Genomic DNA, 18,170 nt, shown 5'->3' with positions numbered 1-18,170 from the left:
TAACTCATTATGTATTTGTTTAGTTTTTTTTTATCTTTTTTTGAAGTAGACAAACAATTTTGATTACAAAAGAGTTTTTAAAAAAATCAATTTGACTTTATTCTAAAAAAGAACGCTATAAGTGATGAGGTGAATAAATGTTTTAGATTTATTTTTAATTAATTATTGATGGTATAGCTTGTAGCTTTCCCTAATTCTAATAATTGAATCATTGTTTTTCTTTAAATATCTAGTTATCAGTTGTGTAGCTATTTGTGTTAAAATTCTCTTTGTACAAGTTTATATGTTTTTTTAGTTTATGAATAGACTGTGTTTGATAAGATTACCATAAAATATTATTTTGAAATAAGATTCTTAATCTATTGAAATAGCATTTTGTGATTTAATATATTTGTTAACTTGTTAAACAACACAACAAATGAAGAAAGTTTTTTTACTATTATTGATTTTAGTATCAGTCTCTATAACTGCACAACAAAAATTAGATTTATCATATTATTTACCTACCGATGTTACGTATGCTAAAAATATACCCACACCAAAATCGGTTACTGGTCATGAAGTAGGTGAGTGGCACATTACACACGATAAGTTGGTAGAATATATGAAAGCGTTGGCAAAAGCTTCTGATAGAGTTTCTTTAGAAGATAGAGGAACAACATACGAAGGTAGACCATTATTGTTGTTAACGATTACTTCTTCTAAAAATCAACAGAATTTAGAGCAAATAAGAAAACAACATATTAATGCAACAGATGATGCTTCTATAGATATTTCTAAACAACCAGTTGTTGTTTATCAAGGGTTTTCAATTCATGGAAATGAACCTAGTGGAACAAACTCAGCATTGGCATCGGCTTATTATTTAGCTGCTGCCGAAGGAACTAAAATTGATGAGTTATTAGAGAATACAATTATTCTGTTCGATCCATCTTTGAATCCTGATGGGTTGCAGCGTTTTGCGTATTGGGCAAATACGAATAAGGCTGCGAACATAAATCCTGATCCAAATGACAGAGAATATCATGAAGTATGGCCTGGTGGAAGAACAAATCACTATTGGTTTGATATGAACCGCGATTGGTTGCCAGTTCAGTTACCTGAAAGTGCTGCAAGAATAGCATCTTTTCATAAATGGTTGCCAAATATTTTAACCGATCATCATGAAATGGGTACGAATTCGAGTTTCTTTTTTCAACCGGGAGTTCCGAGTAGAACAAACCCGTTAACGCCACAAATGAATCAGGATTTAACCAAAGAAATTGCAACCTATCATGCAAAGGCTTTTGATAAAATAGGGTCTACTTATTATTCTGAAGAGAGTTTTGATGATTTTTATTACGGTAAAGGTTCAACGTTTCCAGATATTAACGGAAGTATCGGTATTTTGTTTGAGCAAGGAAGTTCTCGCGGACATGCACAAGAAAGTGAAAACGGAGTGTTAACTTTTCCGTTTACAATTCGTAATCAATTTACAGCTACTTTGTCAACTTTAGAAGCTGCTAAAAATATGCGCGTAAAAATCTTAAAATACCAACAAGATTTTTATGAGGAATCTCGAAATTCAGGAAAAAACAAAGCGATTGTTTTTGGTGATGAAAAAGATGCTGTAAAAACGTATCATTTAGCAGCAGTTTTAAAAAAGCATCAAATAAAAATACACGAATTAAAAGCGGATTTTACATCAAAAGGAAAAAACTTTAAAAAAGGTTATAGTTACGTTGTGCCAATGAATCAGAAAAATAACCGATTGGTAAAAGCAATGTTTGATGTGCGAACTACTTTTAAGGATAGTTTATTTTACGATGTTTCTGCATGGACATTCAACCATGCCTTTGGTGTTGATTTTGCTGATAATATTTCGTTATCAAAAGCAGGAGCAGAAATTATTGATTTAAAGAAAAAAGAAGGAACAATTAAAACCCAAAGTAGTGTTGGGTATTTGTTTTCTTGGAATGAATATGAAACTCCGAAAGCGTTATATGCAATTTTAGAAAATGGATTGCGTGCGAAAGTGGCAATGAAGCAGTTTAAAAATAATGGTGAATCGTTTGATTACGGAACTATTTTTATTCCAGCTCAAAATCAGAAATTAAACAACTCAGAATTATATGAGTTTTTAAATAAAGTTGCGGTTGAAAATCACATTAAAATTTCGGGAGTATCTACGGGATTAAATGACGGAATTGATTTAGGTAGTAGAAATTTTAGAGCAATAAAACCACAAAAAGTAGCAATGTTAGTTGGTAGTGGAATGACGAGTTACGATGCTGGTGAAATTTGGCATTTATTAGATCAGCGTTTTGAAATGAAATTAACCAAGTTAGATGTTTCGTATGCTTCAAGAATAAATTTAGAGAAGTATACAACGATTGTTGTACCAAATAGTTATTCTGTGGATAAAATATTAGAAGATAAATTAAAAATATGGGTGCGAAATGGCGGTGTTTTAATAGGATATAGAAATGCTGTTAATTGGTTGTCGAATAAGAAGTTTATCAATTTAAAATTTAATAAGACTAAGATCGATACGGTAGAAAACATATCGTTTGAAAACAAATCATTACAATCAGGTGCACAGGTAATCGGTGGTGCAATTTTTGAAGCGAAAATTGATCGATCACATCCTGTAAATTTTGGATACAAGAATGATAAAATAGCATTATTTAGAAATACACGTCAGTTTATTCAGGCAGATAAAAAGAGCTATAATAATCCGATACAATATACCGATAGTCCTTTATTGAGTGGTTATGTCTCTAAAGAAAACTTAAAGGTATTAAAGAATACGGTTCCGTTTAAAGTTAATAGATTAGGATCGGGGAGGGTTATTGTTTTTACTGACAATACAAACTTTAGAGCTTTTTGGTTTGGAACGAACAAGTTATTAATGAATGCTATTTTCTTTGGAAATTTAATGTAGAAATTAGTAGTTTTTTAAAAAAATAAAAAGTCCGCTTTATATATTTATAAAGCGGACTTTTTATAGAGTAAGTTTAGCTTAGTAGATTAAAGAAAAGTGCGATTTAACTTGTTGTTCTACTCCAAAATCATCGGTGTACGATAAGATAAACCAATAGTCGTTTTTTGGCATTCTTATACCATTATAAAACCCATCCCAACCTTTAGAATTTTTAGTTAAAGTAAATAGGGGTTTACCATACCTATTTGCTATTTGAATTGTTGGTTTAGTTAGGTATTCGATACCTATAATTTGCCATGTATCATTATGCCCGTCATTGTTTGGGGTGAAAAATCTTGGATAATCAATAATTGTTTTACTGATACTTGTTTCTCCACAACCATTTTCATCTAAAACATAAAAAGTGTTAAAACCAGCAGGAACATTTTCGAAAATTGGGCTTTCTTTAAAAGGCTCATCATTAAGTCTGTAAATATACTTTCCTCTACCAAATGCGTTTACAGTTATTATGTGATTGTTGGCAAATAATTCTGAATTTAAAAATAAATCTAATCTATCTGGTTCTCCAGAAGGAATAACTTCAGCTTCTTCAGTGATAGAACATCCTGTAGATATTGTAGTTACTTTTACTTTATATGTCCCTGCTGTATTAATAAAAATGTTAGATGTTGTTTCACTTAATAAAACATCATTTAGATACCACTGAAAAGTATATAAACTGTTATTTAAATTTGTATCAATTTCAGGTGTTATAAAATTGTCATCCGTAGTTTTACATAAAAGAAAATTCGCTATTTCAAAATCAACAGGAATATTTATAAATATAATAAATGGTTCTATTTCATAACATTCGGTTATGTTGTTTTTAATTTTAGCAAATAAAGAATAAGAAGGTACACCGCTAGTGGTGTAGCTATTTTTATCAATGTCTATGTTATTATTAGCATCATCTATAGAAGAATGGTATGATACTGAATATTCAGAGGGATTTAGAGTGCCTAACGCTATAGAATCAATAAAGTTAAGTTGAATATTTGTAATAAAATCAAAATCAACATCACAAAAAGATTGATTAGCTATACTTGTTGTGCTAAATGGAGTTGTTCCGTTTAGATTAATGATATCAGTAGGAGTTTTAGAGCATGTAGAAGATACGTAAGCTAAGCTAAAATCTGAAAAAGTGGCGTTAGAAAGATTATTTATATCAATTTCTCCACTACTATTAGGTGTATAAACTGTTTCAGAAACAGCTATTCCGTTTATTTTGTAATTAACTATTGTTTGTTCCCCTGCTACCAACCCAGAAATAGTTATACTTCCATCGTTTCCACTACAGTTTGTGGGATCTATACTGCTAAATAGAGGGGTTAAAGGTGTTGGAGGGCTTAGTTTATAGGTAGAAGTAAGTTGGTTAACGCAACTTTTATAGGTTATTTTAAAGTCAAAATAATCACCTTCTTCTAGATTAATAATTTCAATTTCACCTAAATTATTTGTAGCAAAGGATGCATCAGGGATTAACGTTCCATCTTTAATATAACTAATAATGTAATTTTCATCAGCATTTAAATCGCTTAAAATTATGCTTCCATCATTTCCATCACATTTCGTAGGGTTTTTAGTTAAAAATGTAGGATTTAACGGAGCAGGTGGATTTAGGGAGTAGGTTGTGTCTAATTTGGAAGTACAAGTTGTATCTCCTATTTTAAAGTCAGAATAATCACCCACTATTAAGTTGGCGATTTCAATATTTCCTAAATCATCAGTTGTATATGTTTTTTCTGGAATTTGAATTCCGTTTTGACTATAGCTAATTTTATAATCTTCATTAGCGTTTAAACCAGATAAAAGTAAACTCCCATCATCTCCGTTACATTCTGTGGGATTAGATGTAGATATGTTTACAATTATAGGAACAAATGTTTTATCTACTTCTTTTAAGAAATAGTAATAAACAAAATTTTTAGTTTCTTTTGGAGCAATATTTCCTATTTTAAAAGAGATAGACATGGCAATGTCTTCGAAAGTTGTTGCTCCAACAGTATTGGTTACAGAAGTGCCATTCCATATATCACTAGCACTTCTGTTAGAAAAGCCACCAAAACTAACTTTAGCTCTTTTATCATTTGCATAAAAACTAACAGCAGACCCATCAGTATCTTCACCACCACCAACAGCATCTTGAGTTGCCATAACAAGTGCTATGTCATCACTGGCACTAGGTTGACTTAATATTTCTAAATTTGTAGAATAATTAGAGGATAGAGCAACATTATTGTCAGGATCTACATTATGCATAAAAAAAATATTCTTTTTTATGTCATTTGATGTATTACTAATTGAAGTGATCATTTGAATAAACGTTCCGTTTTCAGTAACACTGTAAGCTCTTTTTATTTGCAGACCATCTACAGAACCTTCCCATATAATTTGTGCTAAACTTTCGAAGCAGTCAGATTCTATTTTTTTACTACTAACTATTCCTCCCATAACACCATCAAAGAAGGAAACGTTATTATTATTGTGATTTATACCGTCTATTTCAACAGAAAAACCTTCTTCAGCTTCACCAGGGGTAAAGAAATCACCATCATAGTCTACCCAATTATCTTTCTTAGGGTTTGCTATAAAACCAAATAATAAATTACTAAATTCTCTGTTTTCATGAAATGATGTAGGTTTGTTATTCTTTTTGGTACCAAAAACACCTTTTTCATTAATACCTATTTCAACATAATTACCTTTTGCCCAACCTTGGTTTTCGATTAAATGGGCTTCTAGTTGAGCAAATAAATTTAAAGATGATAAAAGAAGTAAAGTGTAAATTAATTTTAAAGGTGATAGGTTTTTCAAAGCTTTTTTTTAGCAAATATAAACTGTTGAATAATTACAGACAATGGATAATTACAAATATTTTGTGTTATAATATTTGTAACAATTTTTAAGAACAGTAGTCTTTATTATATATTAAACTAACTAAAAATTAAAATGAGTTTATTAAGAGTTTTATTGGCTGTTTTTTTTCCGCCATTAGCAGTAATAGGAAAAGGCTGTGGTTCAATTATAATAGTATTTCTACTAACTTTATGTGGTTGGGTACCAGGTGTTATTGCAGCACTTATAATATTAAATAATCCAAAATAAATAAAAATGTGACTTTTTGTGAAATTATGTTTCTAACTAATTAGAAAACAAATTTATAACAATATGATTTACATTTTTATTATACTACTTACTGTCATTTTTTATAATTATATAATTAAATCAGATAATAAAAAAATGAGTAAGATATACTGTAAGGTTAAGAATAAAAAAAATAGTTAAATAAATACATATATCTACCCCTTCTGTGTCATAGTTCTACATCCTATTTAAATTAAAAAAAGCGCTTATTGAGCGCTTTTTTTAGTTTAAAACTTCTTCTATAATTTTACCTGTAGAACCGTTCGGAAACTCTATTTGCAATAAATTTGAGATTGTAGGAGCGATATCTATAATTTCATATTTCTTTTTTGATGCACCCTTTTTTATTCCGTTACCATAAAAAATAATGGGTATGTGAGTGTCATAAGAATACCCTGAACCATGTGAGGTTCCACCATCTTTATAATAAGTACTTAGTGTAGATGGATTGGGAACTAGTAAAATGTCCCCAGAAAATTTTTGATTATAGCCATTTTGTAATGAATTTAAAATTCCGTTTGTAAATGTTGTCGTTTGTAATGTTCTTGCAGTGACAGTTTTGTATATTCCTTTAAAATTAATAGCTTCATCTGCAATTTTTTGAGCGATAGTATTTGTATCTAAATTTAGTTCTTCAATTTTTTCTTTATTTAAGAAAATTTGAAAGTTAGAAATATTTTCGATTAATTGATCAGACTTAAAATATTTCAAAGTAATATTATTTACATACTCTTTAAACTTTTTGTAGCTAAAATAATTAGCAGGAATCTTAACTGATTTTAAATACTTAGGAACCTGAACAGCTGCATGATCTGCTGTTAAAAACAGAGTGTAATTTTCTTCTCCAACTTCTTTGTCTAAAAAAGAAAAGAAATCAGCTAAATCTTTGTCTAAACGTAAATAAGTATCTTCTACTTCTTTAGATGCGACCCCAAATTGATGACCAACATAATCGGTAGAAGAAAAACTGACAGCTAAAAAATCTGTATATTTCCCTTTTCCTAAGTTTTCGTTAATTATTGCTGCTTTGGCAAAATCGGCAGTAAAAGTATTTCCAGCAGGTATTGCTTTTATAATACTGTAACTATTATTTTTACTTTTTAACTTAGGGATGTCGTGAGGAAAAACTGGTTTCTTTTCACCTTTAAAAGACATCTCAAAACTATTATCATCAGCAATACTTTCTGTATAAGTTTTAATATCATATAAAGTTACCCAAGGTTTGCTTAAATATTCATCAGCTTTTCCATTTTTATTAAAATTCCGAACCCATCCAGGGAGTTCGTTCATGTAATAAGAAGAAGAAATCCATTGTCCTTTAGCCCCTCCATCAAACCAATAAGCAGCATTAGCTGTATGACCAGCTGGTAAAATAGCAGAACGATCTTTAATTGCAATACCAATAGTTTTACCGTTCATGTTTTGTGCCAATCTTAATTGATCTGTAATGGTAGTGGTAAGCATTCTGTGAGGTGATTTTTCTCCACCATTACCATCATTTCCAACAGTTTTGTAATTGCTGTCATCAACACAGTAAATAGTTTCTTTTAAATATTTATCATACCAATTGTTGCTAATAATAGCATGATTTACAGGTGTTGTACCAGTATAAATAGAGGTATGACCAACTGCTGTGAATGTAGGTATATAGTTATAATGTGCATTTTCGAGTGAAAACCCACCATTTAATAAACGATTAAAACCGTCTTTACCATATTTACTAGCAAAACGAGTAAGGTAATCATAGCGCATTTGATCGATAACAATACCAACAACTAGTTTTGGTTTTTTAGGGTCTTTTTTTTTAATTGGAATAAAACTGCATAAACAAATTGTAGCGATAGCAGCTAAAGTAACTAATTTTTTCATTCTGATTTTAGAAATTATAAAATCAAAGGTAAGTAAATGAACACTAAAATAGATATTAAAGCAAAGAGTTAATGGTTTTTTAATACTTTAGCAAAAAGAAAAATAGATTAGTTTAATGAACTACATTGAGCATATAGGTAAGTATTTTGGAATGCTAAAACAAGTATTTACAAAACCACAGCGAGCACGTGTTTTTAGAGAAGCTTTGTTTAGAGAGATAGATGAATTAGGTATTAAATCTTTGGGTATTATTTCTTTTATATCTTTTTTTATTGGTGGAGTAATAGCATTACAGACAGCATTAAATTTAGAAAGTCCTTTTATACCAAGGTCTCTAATAGGTTTTGCAGCCAAAAGATCTATAATATTAGAATTTGCTCCTACGTTTTGTTCTATTATTTTAGCAGGGAAAGTAGGTTCATATATTACTTCAAGTATCGGAGCAATGCGTGTTACTGAACAAATTGATGCCTTGGAAGTAATGGGGATTAATTCTTTAAATTATTTAGTATTACCTAAAATAATAGCTACGGTATTCTTTTACCCTTTTTTAATAGTTCTGGGGATGTTCTTAGGGATTTTCGGAGGATGGTTAGCGGGGGTGCTATCAGGATTATTTTCTGGAGTAGATTATGTAGCAGGTGTACAGATGGATTTTAATCCGTTTTTACTAACCTATGCAATTATAAAAACATTAATTTTTGCCTTTCTAATAGCTACGGTACCCTCTTATCACGGATATTATGTAAAAGGTGGTTCCTTAGAAGTAGGTAAAGCAAGTACGCAATCTGTTGTTTGGACAACCGTTCTTATTGTTATCGCTAATTATTTATTAACTCAAATGTTGCTAACCTAATGATTGAAGTAAATAACCTACATAAAGGGTTTAGTGGTGTTGAAATTTTAAAAGGAATTTCAACTTCATTTTCTCCAGGAGAAACAAGTTTAATTATAGGACAGAGTGGTTCAGGTAAAACAGTTTTTTTAAAATCATTAATTGGGCTACACATTCCTGAAAAAGGTAGTATCGTTTATGATGGTCGTGTTAATAATGAAATGTCTATAGAAGATAAAAGAGATTTTAGAAAGGAGCTAGGAATGGTTTTTCAAGGAAGCGCATTGTTCGATTCACAAACTGTAGAGGAAAATGTAATGTTTCCTTTAAAAATGTTTACAAAACAACCAGAAAGCGAAATGTTAGATAGAGTTAACTTTGTTTTAAAGCGAGTAAACTTAGAGAATTCAAATAAAAAGTTCCCTGCAGAATTATCAGGAGGAATGCAAAAACGTGTTGCAATAGCACGTGCTATTGTAATGAAGCCTAAATATTTGTTTTGTGACGAACCAAATTCAGGTTTAGATCCGCAAACATCAATTGTAATCGATAATTTAATTAAAGAAATTACAGATGAGTATAGAATAACAACTGTTATTAATACGCATGATATGAATTCTGTTATGGAAATAGGAGATAAGATTGTTTTTCTTAAAGACGGAATAAAAGCATGGGAAGGCTCACATAAGGAAATTTTTAAAACGGATAATAAAGCAGTGGTAGATTTTGTATATTCCTCTAATCTGTTCAAAAAAGTACGTCAAGCATATTTATCTGAAAAATAATTTGAGTGTTAAATTATTGTAGAACAAAGAACTAAAATTAATATTGATAAATTGGTTTTTTTTTTGATAAAAAGGTTTTGTAGAAGTAAAAAAAGAGTGTATATTTGCACCCGCTAAGGAGAAAAATAAATGACCTGGTAGCTCAGTTGGTAGAGCATCTCCCTTTTAAGGAGAGGGTCCTGGGTTCGAGCCCCAGCCCGGTCACAAAAAGCTTTTCTTATTTAAGAAAAGCTTTTATTTTTTTCTAAAGCTTTGGGGAGATACCAAAGCGGCCAACTGGGACGGACTGTAACTCCGTTGTCTTACGACTTCGCAGGTTCGAATCCTGCTCTCCCCACAAAAACCTCAATCTATTTAGATTGAGGTTTTTTTATTACACGTATTTTGTTTATTTAAGATTGTTTGCTTGATGGTATTAAAAAAAAAGCTACTTATACATAATCGAATACCATTTATACATTAGTTGTTTAGCAGCGTATTGTTTCTATGTATATTGGAATATAATACACAGGGGTTTATTATTGATCAATTGGGGGATTAATCAATAATACAAAAAACAAAAAAGCATTACTAAAATTTTAGTAATGCTTTTTTGTTTTTTGCCGTGTATAGATGATGTAGTAATAAGTTCCAAAGTCGTAATTAAACTATATGTAAACTTGAAGATTGTTTTTTATAAAATATTATTTACAACTAACATTCAGATAATCAGTCTTGTTTAATTTTTAGTTTTATTTAAGTAGTTTATTTTTAATAAAAAAGTTTGTAGAAGTAAAAAAGGAGTGTATATTTGCATCCGCTAAGGAGAAAAATAAATGACCTGGTAGCTCAGTTGGTAGAGCATCTCCCTTTTAAGGAGAGGGTCCTGGGTTCGAGCCCCAGCCCGGTCACAAAAAGCTTTTCTTATTTAAGAAAAGCTTTTATTTTTTTCTAAAGCTTTGGGGAGATACCAAAGCGGCCAACTGGGACGGACTGTAACTCCGTTGTCTTACGACTTCGCAGGTTCGAATCCTGCTCTCCCCACAAAAACCTCAATCTTTTTAGATTGAGGTTTTTTAACTTTAAAAAGCACTTTGTTTATCTTTTTTTATTTTTAATTAAACAATGTTGTATTTTTGTTAAATCTTAACGATTCCAATTATGAAAAAGCTAATACTATTTATTTTATTATTGCAGGCATTTGTATCCCTAGGTCAAGGAGTAATTACAGGTAAAGTAATCGATGAAAAAACAAGAGAAGTTATTCCCTTTGTAAACGTATTAATTTATGGAACATCTATTGGAATGGCATCTGATGAGGAAGGTAATTTTAAAATATCCAACGTTCCTTTAGGTTACAATAAATTGCAGGTTTCTTTTATTGGTTATGAAACATTAATATCAGACGAGTATTTGGTAACAAACGATAATGCTCCTTTTATTGTGATCAAGTTAAAAGAAAGTAGTACTAATTTAAAGGAGGTAGAAGTAAAGGCTAGCTTATTTAAAAAATCATTAGAAAGCCCATTATCATTGCAATCCTTAGGAGTTGCAGAGATAGAAAAAAATCCGGGAGGAAATAGAGATGTTTTAAAAGTGATTCAGTCATTTCCAGGAGTAGCCTCAAACCCAGGTTTTAGAAATGATATTATAATAAGAGGAGGAGCGACATTAGAAAATAAGTTTTATTTAGATGGAATAGAAGTCCCGGTAATAAATCATTTTCAAACACAAGGAGCTACTGGCGGACCTGTAGGAATCATAAATGCTGATTTAATTCGTAAGGTTGATTTTTATTCAAGTGCTTTTCCTGCAAATAGAGGTAATACATTAAGTTCTGTAATAGAATTTACACAAAAGAAAGGAAACCCTACAGCTCTTAATACAAGAGCAACTTTAGGAACTTCGGATGCTGGTATAACTTTAGATGGCCCTATAGGAGATAAAACTACCTTTATGCTTTCTGTGCGTCAATCTTATCTTCAGTTATTATTTAAGTTAATTAAATTGCCTTTTTTACCTACTTATAATGATTTTCAATTAAATGTTAATTCGCAATTGTCTAAAAACAGTGAGTTGTCTATAGTTGCGTTAGGAGCCATTGATGATTTTGAATTAAATACATCAGTTAATGATGGTGAAACAGATGAAGAAACAATAAAAAGTAATAAAGTATTTTTAAATACGGTGCCTGTAAATAGTCAGTGGAATTATACAGTAGGAGCGAGTTATAAATATTTTGCAGATGATGTTAATCATTTATTTGTTTTAAGCAGAAATGAGCTTAAAAATAAGGCTGTGAAGTATTTTATGAATGAGGAAACACCAGAGAACTTATTATTAGATTATGATTCTAAAGAAATAGAAACTAAATTTAGATACGAGAATAATTTTAGTACTAAAAATAATTATAAAGTTAATATAGGTACCAATTTAGAAAAAGCGACTTACATTAACAATACTTATAGAAAAGTAGCTAATTCAAATGGTGTTTTTGAAGATATATTTAATTCAGAAATTGATTTTATAAAGTATGGAGTGTTTGGCCAGGTTTCTAAAGAATATTTAAATAATAAACTAGGAGTTTCTTTTGGATTTAGATTAGATGGAGTTGATTATAATAGTGAAATGAAAAACCTTTTAAATCAATTTTCACCAAGACTTTCTTTAAGTTATAGCCTTAATGATAAGTTGTCTTTAAATTCATCAATAGGTCGTTATTATCAATTACCATCTTATACTGTTTTAGGTTTTAAAAATAATGCTGGTGACTTTTCGAATAAAAAAGGTTTGAAATACATACAATCAGATCACTTTGTAAGCGGATTAGCATATAGGCCAAACACGAGTTCTAAAATTACTTTAGAAGGTTTTTATAAAGCGTATAATAAGTATCCTTTTTCAGTAAGAAATCAAATAAGTTTGGCAAATTTAGGGGCAGATTTTGGTGTGGTAGGTAATGAAGAAGTTGTTTCTAATTCTAAAGGAAGAGCGTACGGATTTGAAGTGCTTGCGCAAAAAAAATCATATAATGGTTTGTACGGAATAGCATCTTACACCTTTGTAAGGAGTGAATTTAAAAACACACTAGGTAATTATATTCCGTCTACTTGGGATAATAAACACCTGATAACCATAACAGCGGGTAAAAAATTAAAAAGAAACTGGGAAATAGGTGCTAAGTTTAGATTAGTTGGTGGTAGACCTTATACACCTTACGATAGAGATGCTTCATCATTAAAAGAAAATTATGATGTTGTAAATAGGGGTATTTTAGATTACACAAAGTTAAATGGCCAACGTTTTGATAGTTATACACAATTAGATGTTCGGGTAGATAAAACATGGTTTTTAAAAAAAGCAGCGATTAATTTATATGTTGATATTCAGAATATTTATGCAAGTAGCTCAAATCAGCAACCATTTTTATTACCAATAGAAGACGAAAACGGTAGAGTTTCAGATCCTAGTGATAATTCGAGGTATTTGTTAGAAGAAATTGAAAATACATCAGGAAGAGCTTTGCCTAGATTAGGTGTAATTGTAGATTTTTAGCAGGTTGAAATTTTTAATGTTATTATAAAAATAGTAAATTGCTCTATTAATAAAATTCAAACATGAAAAATTTATTTATAGGAGCCGCTTTTAGCGTTTTAAGTATGGGTGCTATTACAGCTCAAAAATATGAGTTTGCAACCATAAAAGATATCGAAAACACGCAAGTGAAAAGCCAAGGGAATACGGGTACTTGCTGGAGTTTTTCTACAACATCATTTTTAGAATCTGAAATTATACGGTTAACAGGTAAAAACATCGATTTATCAGAAATGTATACAGTTCGTAATACATATTCAGATAAAGCTAGTAATTATTTATATCGCCAAGGAAAAGCACAGTTTAGTGAAGGTGGTTTAGGTCATGATGTTATTAATTCTGTAGCGAGATACGGGTTGGTTCCTGAGCAAGTTTTTTCGGGATTAGATATGGGACAACAAACTCATAATCACGCTGAGGTTGTAGCTGTTTTAAAATCGATGTTAGATGCGTATATTAAAAATCCGGCTAAAGAATTAAGTCCGAAATGGAAAAAAGCAATAGAAAGTGTTTTAGATGTTTATTTAGGCGAGAATAAAGAAAAGTTCCAGTTTGAAGGTAAAGAGTATACGCCAAAAAGTTTTGCAGAGTATGTAAAGATAAATCCGTTAAACTACGTAACAATTACTTCTTTTAAGCATGCTAAAATGTATGATGATTTTGTTTTAAACATTCCTGATAATTTTTCAAACGGATCATTCTATAATGTTTCTTTAGATGAATTGGTTGTTGTAACAGAAAATGCTTTAGAAAAAGGCTTTACGATTGAATTAGATTGTGATGTTTCTGAAAAAACATTTTCATCAAAAAACGGAGTTGCATTTATACCTGCAAGTAGTTTAGATAATGAAAAAGGGTTAAAAGAAATTATTAAAGAAAAAAAGATAACGCCAAGTTTTCGTCAATCAGAATTTGAAAATTTTAATACTACTGATGATCACTTAATGCACATTGTAGGTTTGGTTAAAGATCAGAAAGGAAATAAGTATTTTAAAGTGAAAAATTCTTGGGGAACTAAGCAAGGAAACAACGGATATGTATACATGTCTATGCCTTATTTTAAATTAAAAACTATTTCTGTTTTAGTTCATAAAGATGGTGTTTTAAACGATTTAAAAAAGAAATTAAATATCAACTAAATAAAAATATATTAGAACGAATAAAAGCTCAAAGAAACATCTTTGGGCTTTATTTATTTTTAAAAAATAAATAAGGAATTTTGTATCTTTCGCAAGTTATAAAACAACATAAATGGAAGAAAAACTAAATCAAGATGAAAGTGTAGAACAATCTAAACAAGCTATTCAAGAAGATGCAAAAGGTTTGTGGGAGAGCTCTAAAAAGTTTATTGTTGAGTTATTAGATTTTCGTGAAGATACCGATCAAGAGGCAACAATTGAAGCTATAAAAGTTGATATTCCGTTTAAAGGAGCAACTGCATGGATTTTAATATGTTCAATATTTGTGGCTTCTATAGGTTTAAATGCAAACTCAACAGCAGTTGTAATTGGTGCCATGTTAATATCGCCTTTAATGGGACCAATTTTAGGAATAGGAATGTCTATTGCTATAAACGATATTGACACCTTAAAAAAATCAATGATCAACTTAGCAACGATGATTGTATTGAGTTTATTAACAGCATTTTTCTTTTTCTTTCTGTTTCCTTTAAAAGAAGATACGTCTGAGTTGTTAGGTAGAGTAAAACCAGATATTAGAGATGTGTTAATCGCCTTTTTTGGAGGTTTGGCTTTAATTATAGCACGTACAAAAAAAGGAACAATAGCTTCTGTTATTTTTGGTGTTGCAATTGCAACAGCATTAATGCCACCTTTATGTACGGCAGGTTATGGTTTAGCAATTGGTAATTTCGATTACTTTTTTGGTGCCATGTATTTATTTATTATTAACACCATATTTATAGCATTAGCAACATTTTTAGTTTTAAAATTATTAGGGTTTACAATGATTCGTTACGTAAATTCTGTAAAAAGAAAACGAATTGCACGTTTGGCATCTGTTGTAGCCTTTTTGGTTATGGTGCCTGCAGTTTTTACGTTTATCAGTGTTTATAAAGAAAGCGTTGTAAACGCAAGTTATAAGAAGTTTTTAAAAGAGAAAATAGAGTCTAATAAAGATTTGTGGTTGCAAAGAGAAAAAATTCATAGAGATACTAAAAAAGTAAACTTGTTCTTTAACGGAGATGTAACTGATGCTACAGAAACCTTTTTAAGAAATGAATTAAAAACCTATGCAAAGTTAGACACTTATGAGCTTATAATAAATGAAAACAAAGCACGTAGTGTAGATAGGGTAGTAGATGCTTATGATAGAGCAATTACAGATTTAGATTTAAAAGACAATATAATAAAAGGATTACATCGTGAAATTGAAGATTTAAAAAGTACAATTTCAACGTTAAATACTAATATTGAACAAAACGCCTTAGATAGAGATAAAAATAGTGTGCCATTTAGTAAAGTGGCAAAAGAGGCTAAAATTAGATTTAATGATATTAAAGAAATCAGTTTTTCTAAAAAATTATCTTCTAAAGATTTTATAAAGGTTGATACAATACCTGAGCTATCAGTAAGGTGGAATCCTAAATTGTCAGATTCGATTGTAAAAAAGAACGAAAATGAACTTAAAACATGGTTGCAAAAAGAACTTAAATTAAAGATTACTTTAGTGAAGTAAAAAAACCTATTTAAACAAAAAAACCGAGCATTTGCTCGGTTTTTTTGTTTAAATTAAAAGAAGTATTTTATAATTTATTAAGATATAAACTTTTTATAATTCCATCAGAAAGTCCTATTTTAGGAACAAATATTTTTCTAGCTCCACTCCATTTCATTGCAGAAAGATAAATTTTTGTTGCAGGAACAATAACATCTGCTCTATCAGGGTTTAAACCTAATTCAGAAATACGTTCTTTATAGGTCATCTTCTTTAAAAACTGATATTGAGCATTTAGGTATATGTAAGAAATTGGTTTGCCAATATCTCTACCCGACATTTTAAATATTTTATTAATGTTTCCGCCAGAACCTATTAAAGAAATACGTTTATATATTTTAGTGTTCCCTTCAATCCATTCTTGTACTTCTTTAAAAATAGCTTTGTTTTCTGTTTTTTTATTGTTGATTAATCGCACGGTACCTATTTTAAAAGATTTCGATTTAATAATTCGCCCTTTAGAAAATAAGGTGAATTCTGTACTACCACCACCAACATCAACATAAAGATACGTTAAGTCTGATTCTATTAACTGACTTAAATCAGTTGCAAATATAATAGCCGCTTCTTTTTTACCATCAATAACATCAATTTCTACATTTGTTTTCTTAAAAATAGTATTTATTACTTCGGTTCCGTTCTTGGCTTCTCTCATGGCAGAGGTAGCACAGGCTTTATATCTCTCAACTCCATGAACTTTCATAAGTAATTTAAAAGCCTCCATGGCATCAATCATTCTGTTGGTGTTTTCTTCAGAAATAACACCAGTAACAAAAGAATCTGTTCCTAAACGAATAGGAACTCGTACTAATGATGATTTTTTAAATTGAGGCTCTTTATTTTTTTCTTCAATAACATTTGCTATTAAAAGTCTTACAGCATTCGAACCTATATCTATTGCACCGTATTTTTTAATTTTCAAACTATATAGATTTATCTATGATTTTTAGGAAATTCAACTAAACTTGTACTTCCTTTTTTTATGTTTTTCCAATGTTTTTCTTCAAACTGAATACCAATTACACCGCAAGTAGATACGTGAGCAATTGGTTTATCACCAAATTTATTTACAAAACTATTAATACCATGGTCATGGCTAAAGATAATTGCACTGTCAAAACTATCATCTAACGCTTTTACAGTTTTTACTAAATACCCATCGCTAAAACTATATAACTGACGTTTTATTTTAAGGTTTGCAAGCGGGTATTTAAAATTTTCGCAAAAAATAACAGCAGTATGTAAGGCCCTATTTGCACTACTAGATACAAATACATCGGGTCTTTTTATTTCTTCAGATAGGTATTTCGATAAAAGATGCGCATCTTTAATACCACGTTCTTTTAAGGGTCTATCAATATCTTCTACGCTTTCGTATTCCCAAGAAGATTTTGCGTGGCGAACAATATAAAGTGTTTTCATTTAATTTTTATAGCTGTGTAAATATAAAACTAAGGAGCTAAACGTTCAAGTTTCCAAGAGAAATCTTTTTGCAAGGTATATCTTATACGATCATGCATTCTGTTAGGGCGCCCTTGCCAAAACTCAATAGATATTGGTTTAACCATAAAACCGCCCCAATGTGGGGGCCTTACAATTTCTTTACCGTTAAATTTTTCTGTTGTTTTTTTTAGTTGTTCATCAAGTTCTTTGCGAGAAGTAACAACATCACTTTGATTAGAAGCCCAAGCACCTAACTTACTTCCATCAGGTCTTGATTCGAAATAACCATCAGATAAGTTTTTTGATAACTTTTCAGCTTTTCCTTTTATAATTATCTGCTGCTCTAAACCAGCCCAAAAAAAAGAAAGACATACGTTGTTGTTATTCAAAATTGCTCTTCCTTTTTCAGAATTATAATTGGTGTAAAAAATAAAACCTTCCCAAGTGTACTTTTTTAATAATACAATTCTGCTTTTAGGAAAATCATCTAAACCTATCGATGCAATAGTCATTGCATTGGCTTCATCTACCGTTTCAGATTCATCAGCAATTAAAAACCAATTTCTAAATAATTCAATAGGGTTTTGTGGGCAATTTTCTTTTAAAAGTTCTTGCTTTTCGTAAGATTTTCTATGGTTGCTTAAATCGTGTGACATTATGATTTTTTATACTATGTAAAAATACAGTTTTAATGAGTTTTACAGCTTATTATAGTCTTAAATTTTAAGAATTCTTGTAAATAAAAGAAACGGTTTTTATGTGAATAGTATTTAATTTTTGATAAATGAACAATTGGTCATTAAATTTATACAGTTGAGTATGT

Annotated in this window: 12 protein-coding genes and 4 tRNA genes; 11 read left to right on the top strand and 5 right to left on the bottom strand. The window is 30.1% G+C overall.

What is annotated here, in order from left to right; translation table 11 throughout:
- Window positions 1–418 precede the first annotated feature (418 nt).
- Window positions 419–2,923 (top strand): M14 family metallopeptidase, encoded by a 2,505-nt coding sequence (locus AC28QF_RS08500; protein ID WP_488201298.1) that lies wholly within the window; start codon window positions 419–421, stop codon window positions 2,921–2,923.
- Window positions 2,924–3,001: 78 nt separating this feature from the next.
- Here the strand turns inward: AC28QF_RS08500 and AC28QF_RS08495 are convergent, their stop codons facing one another.
- Entirely contained in the window at window positions 3,002–5,776 is a 2,775-nt protein-coding gene (locus AC28QF_RS08495; protein WP_488201299.1) for a T9SS type B sorting domain-containing protein, read from the bottom strand.
- Between the two features lie 135 nt (window positions 5,777–5,911).
- Here AC28QF_RS08495 and AC28QF_RS08490 point away from each other — a divergent pair, with 135 nt between their 5' ends.
- The gene (locus AC28QF_RS08490; RefSeq protein ID WP_218771128.1) at window positions 5,912–6,067 is read left to right on the top strand and encodes a YqaE/Pmp3 family membrane protein; all 156 of its coding nucleotides are present in this window, start codon (window positions 5,912–5,914) and stop codon (window positions 6,065–6,067) included.
- A 261-nt stretch (window positions 6,068–6,328) separates the two neighbouring features.
- On the opposite strand, the gene pafA is transcribed toward AC28QF_RS08490, so the two are convergent.
- Complete coding sequence (gene pafA, locus AC28QF_RS08485) at window positions 6,329–7,975, bottom strand: alkaline phosphatase PafA (RefSeq protein ID WP_488201300.1); 1,647 nt, start codon at window positions 7,973–7,975, stop codon at window positions 6,329–6,331.
- Between the two features lie 115 nt (window positions 7,976–8,090).
- On the opposite strand from pafA, the gene AC28QF_RS08480 reads away from it, so the two are divergent.
- From AC28QF_RS08480 to AC28QF_RS08440, 9 genes are all read left to right on the top strand, one after another.
- On the top strand, window positions 8,091–8,831 hold the full coding sequence (locus AC28QF_RS08480) for an MlaE family ABC transporter permease (protein ID WP_488201301.1): 741 nt from the start codon (window positions 8,091–8,093) through the stop codon (window positions 8,829–8,831).
- Window positions 8,831–9,595, top strand: a complete 765-nt coding sequence (locus AC28QF_RS08475; RefSeq protein WP_488201302.1) for an ABC transporter ATP-binding protein — start codon at window positions 8,831–8,833, stop codon at window positions 9,593–9,595. Before AC28QF_RS08480 ends, AC28QF_RS08475 begins: the two co-directional genes overlap by 1 nt.
- Before the next feature lie 131 nt (window positions 9,596–9,726).
- Window positions 9,727–9,799: transfer RNA gene (locus AC28QF_RS08470), tRNA-Lys, on the top strand.
- A gap of 50 nt (window positions 9,800–9,849) precedes the next feature.
- Window positions 9,850–9,932 (top strand) — tRNA-Tyr (locus AC28QF_RS08465).
- Between the two features lie 480 nt (window positions 9,933–10,412).
- Window positions 10,413–10,485: transfer RNA gene (locus tag AC28QF_RS08460), tRNA-Lys, on the top strand.
- Between the two features lie 50 nt (window positions 10,486–10,535).
- Window positions 10,536–10,618, top strand: a tRNA-Tyr gene (locus AC28QF_RS08455).
- Window positions 10,619–10,735: 117 nt separating this feature from the next.
- Window positions 10,736–13,129, top strand: a complete 2,394-nt coding sequence (locus AC28QF_RS08450) for a TonB-dependent receptor (RefSeq protein WP_488201303.1) — start codon at window positions 10,736–10,738, stop codon at window positions 13,127–13,129.
- 62 nt (window positions 13,130–13,191) lie between these two features.
- The gene (locus AC28QF_RS08445; RefSeq protein WP_488201304.1) at window positions 13,192–14,307 is read left to right on the top strand and encodes a C1 family peptidase; all 1,116 of its coding nucleotides are present in this window, start codon (window positions 13,192–13,194) and stop codon (window positions 14,305–14,307) included.
- 112 nt (window positions 14,308–14,419) lie between these two features.
- Window positions 14,420–15,865 (top strand): DUF389 domain-containing protein, encoded by a 1,446-nt coding sequence (locus tag AC28QF_RS08440; RefSeq protein WP_488201305.1) that lies wholly within the window; start codon window positions 14,420–14,422, stop codon window positions 15,863–15,865.
- 67 nt (window positions 15,866–15,932) lie between these two features.
- Here the strand turns inward: AC28QF_RS08440 and AC28QF_RS08435 are convergent, their stop codons facing one another.
- From AC28QF_RS08435 to pdxH, 3 genes are read right to left on the bottom strand one after another with little or no spacing between them, the layout of a single operon-like run.
- Window positions 15,933–16,826: a Ppx/GppA phosphatase family protein gene (locus AC28QF_RS08435; protein ID WP_488201306.1), complete on the bottom strand. Its 894-nt coding sequence runs from the start codon at window positions 16,824–16,826 to the stop codon at window positions 15,933–15,935.
- A gap of 11 nt (window positions 16,827–16,837) precedes the next feature.
- On the bottom strand, window positions 16,838–17,326 hold the full coding sequence (locus AC28QF_RS08430; RefSeq protein WP_488201307.1) for a SixA phosphatase family protein: 489 nt from the start codon (window positions 17,324–17,326) through the stop codon (window positions 16,838–16,840).
- A 29-nt stretch (window positions 17,327–17,355) separates the two neighbouring features.
- Complete coding sequence (gene pdxH, locus AC28QF_RS08425; RefSeq protein ID WP_488201308.1) at window positions 17,356–18,003, bottom strand: pyridoxamine 5'-phosphate oxidase; 648 nt, start codon at window positions 18,001–18,003, stop codon at window positions 17,356–17,358.
- Between the last annotated feature and the right edge of the window lie 167 nt (window positions 18,004–18,170).

The sequence above is a fragment of the Tenacibaculum sp. M1.3A genome (genome assembly GCF_057732375.1).
The sequence above is the reverse complement of the archived record's forward strand: the minus strand, read 5'-3'. Positions and strand labels throughout refer to the sequence as shown.

Bases quoted from the DNA above. Each gene is read 5' to 3' on its own strand.
- AC28QF_RS08500 (WP_488201298.1), top strand. From the start codon at position 419: ATGAAGAAAGTTTTTTTACTATTATTGATTTTAGTATCAGTCTCTATA.
- AC28QF_RS08490 (WP_218771128.1), top strand. From the start codon at position 5,912: ATGAGTTTATTAAGAGTTTTATTGGCTGTTTTTTTTCCGCCATTAGCA.
- pafA (WP_488201300.1), bottom strand. From the start codon at position 7,975: ATGAAAAAATTAGTTACTTTAGCTGCTATCGCTACAATTTGTTTATGC.
- AC28QF_RS08480 (WP_488201301.1), top strand. From the start codon at position 8,091: ATGAACTACATTGAGCATATAGGTAAGTATTTTGGAATGCTAAAACAA.
- AC28QF_RS08475 (WP_488201302.1), top strand. From the start codon at position 8,831: ATGATTGAAGTAAATAACCTACATAAAGGGTTTAGTGGTGTTGAAATT.
- AC28QF_RS08450 (WP_488201303.1), top strand. From the start codon at position 10,736: ATGAAAAAGCTAATACTATTTATTTTATTATTGCAGGCATTTGTATCC.
- AC28QF_RS08445 (WP_488201304.1), top strand. From the start codon at position 13,192: ATGAAAAATTTATTTATAGGAGCCGCTTTTAGCGTTTTAAGTATGGGT.
- AC28QF_RS08440 (WP_488201305.1), top strand. From the start codon at position 14,420: ATGGAAGAAAAACTAAATCAAGATGAAAGTGTAGAACAATCTAAACAA.
- AC28QF_RS08430 (WP_488201307.1), bottom strand. From the start codon at position 17,326: ATGAAAACACTTTATATTGTTCGCCACGCAAAATCTTCTTGGGAATAC.
- pdxH (WP_488201308.1), bottom strand. From the start codon at position 18,003: ATGTCACACGATTTAAGCAACCATAGAAAATCTTACGAAAAGCAAGAA.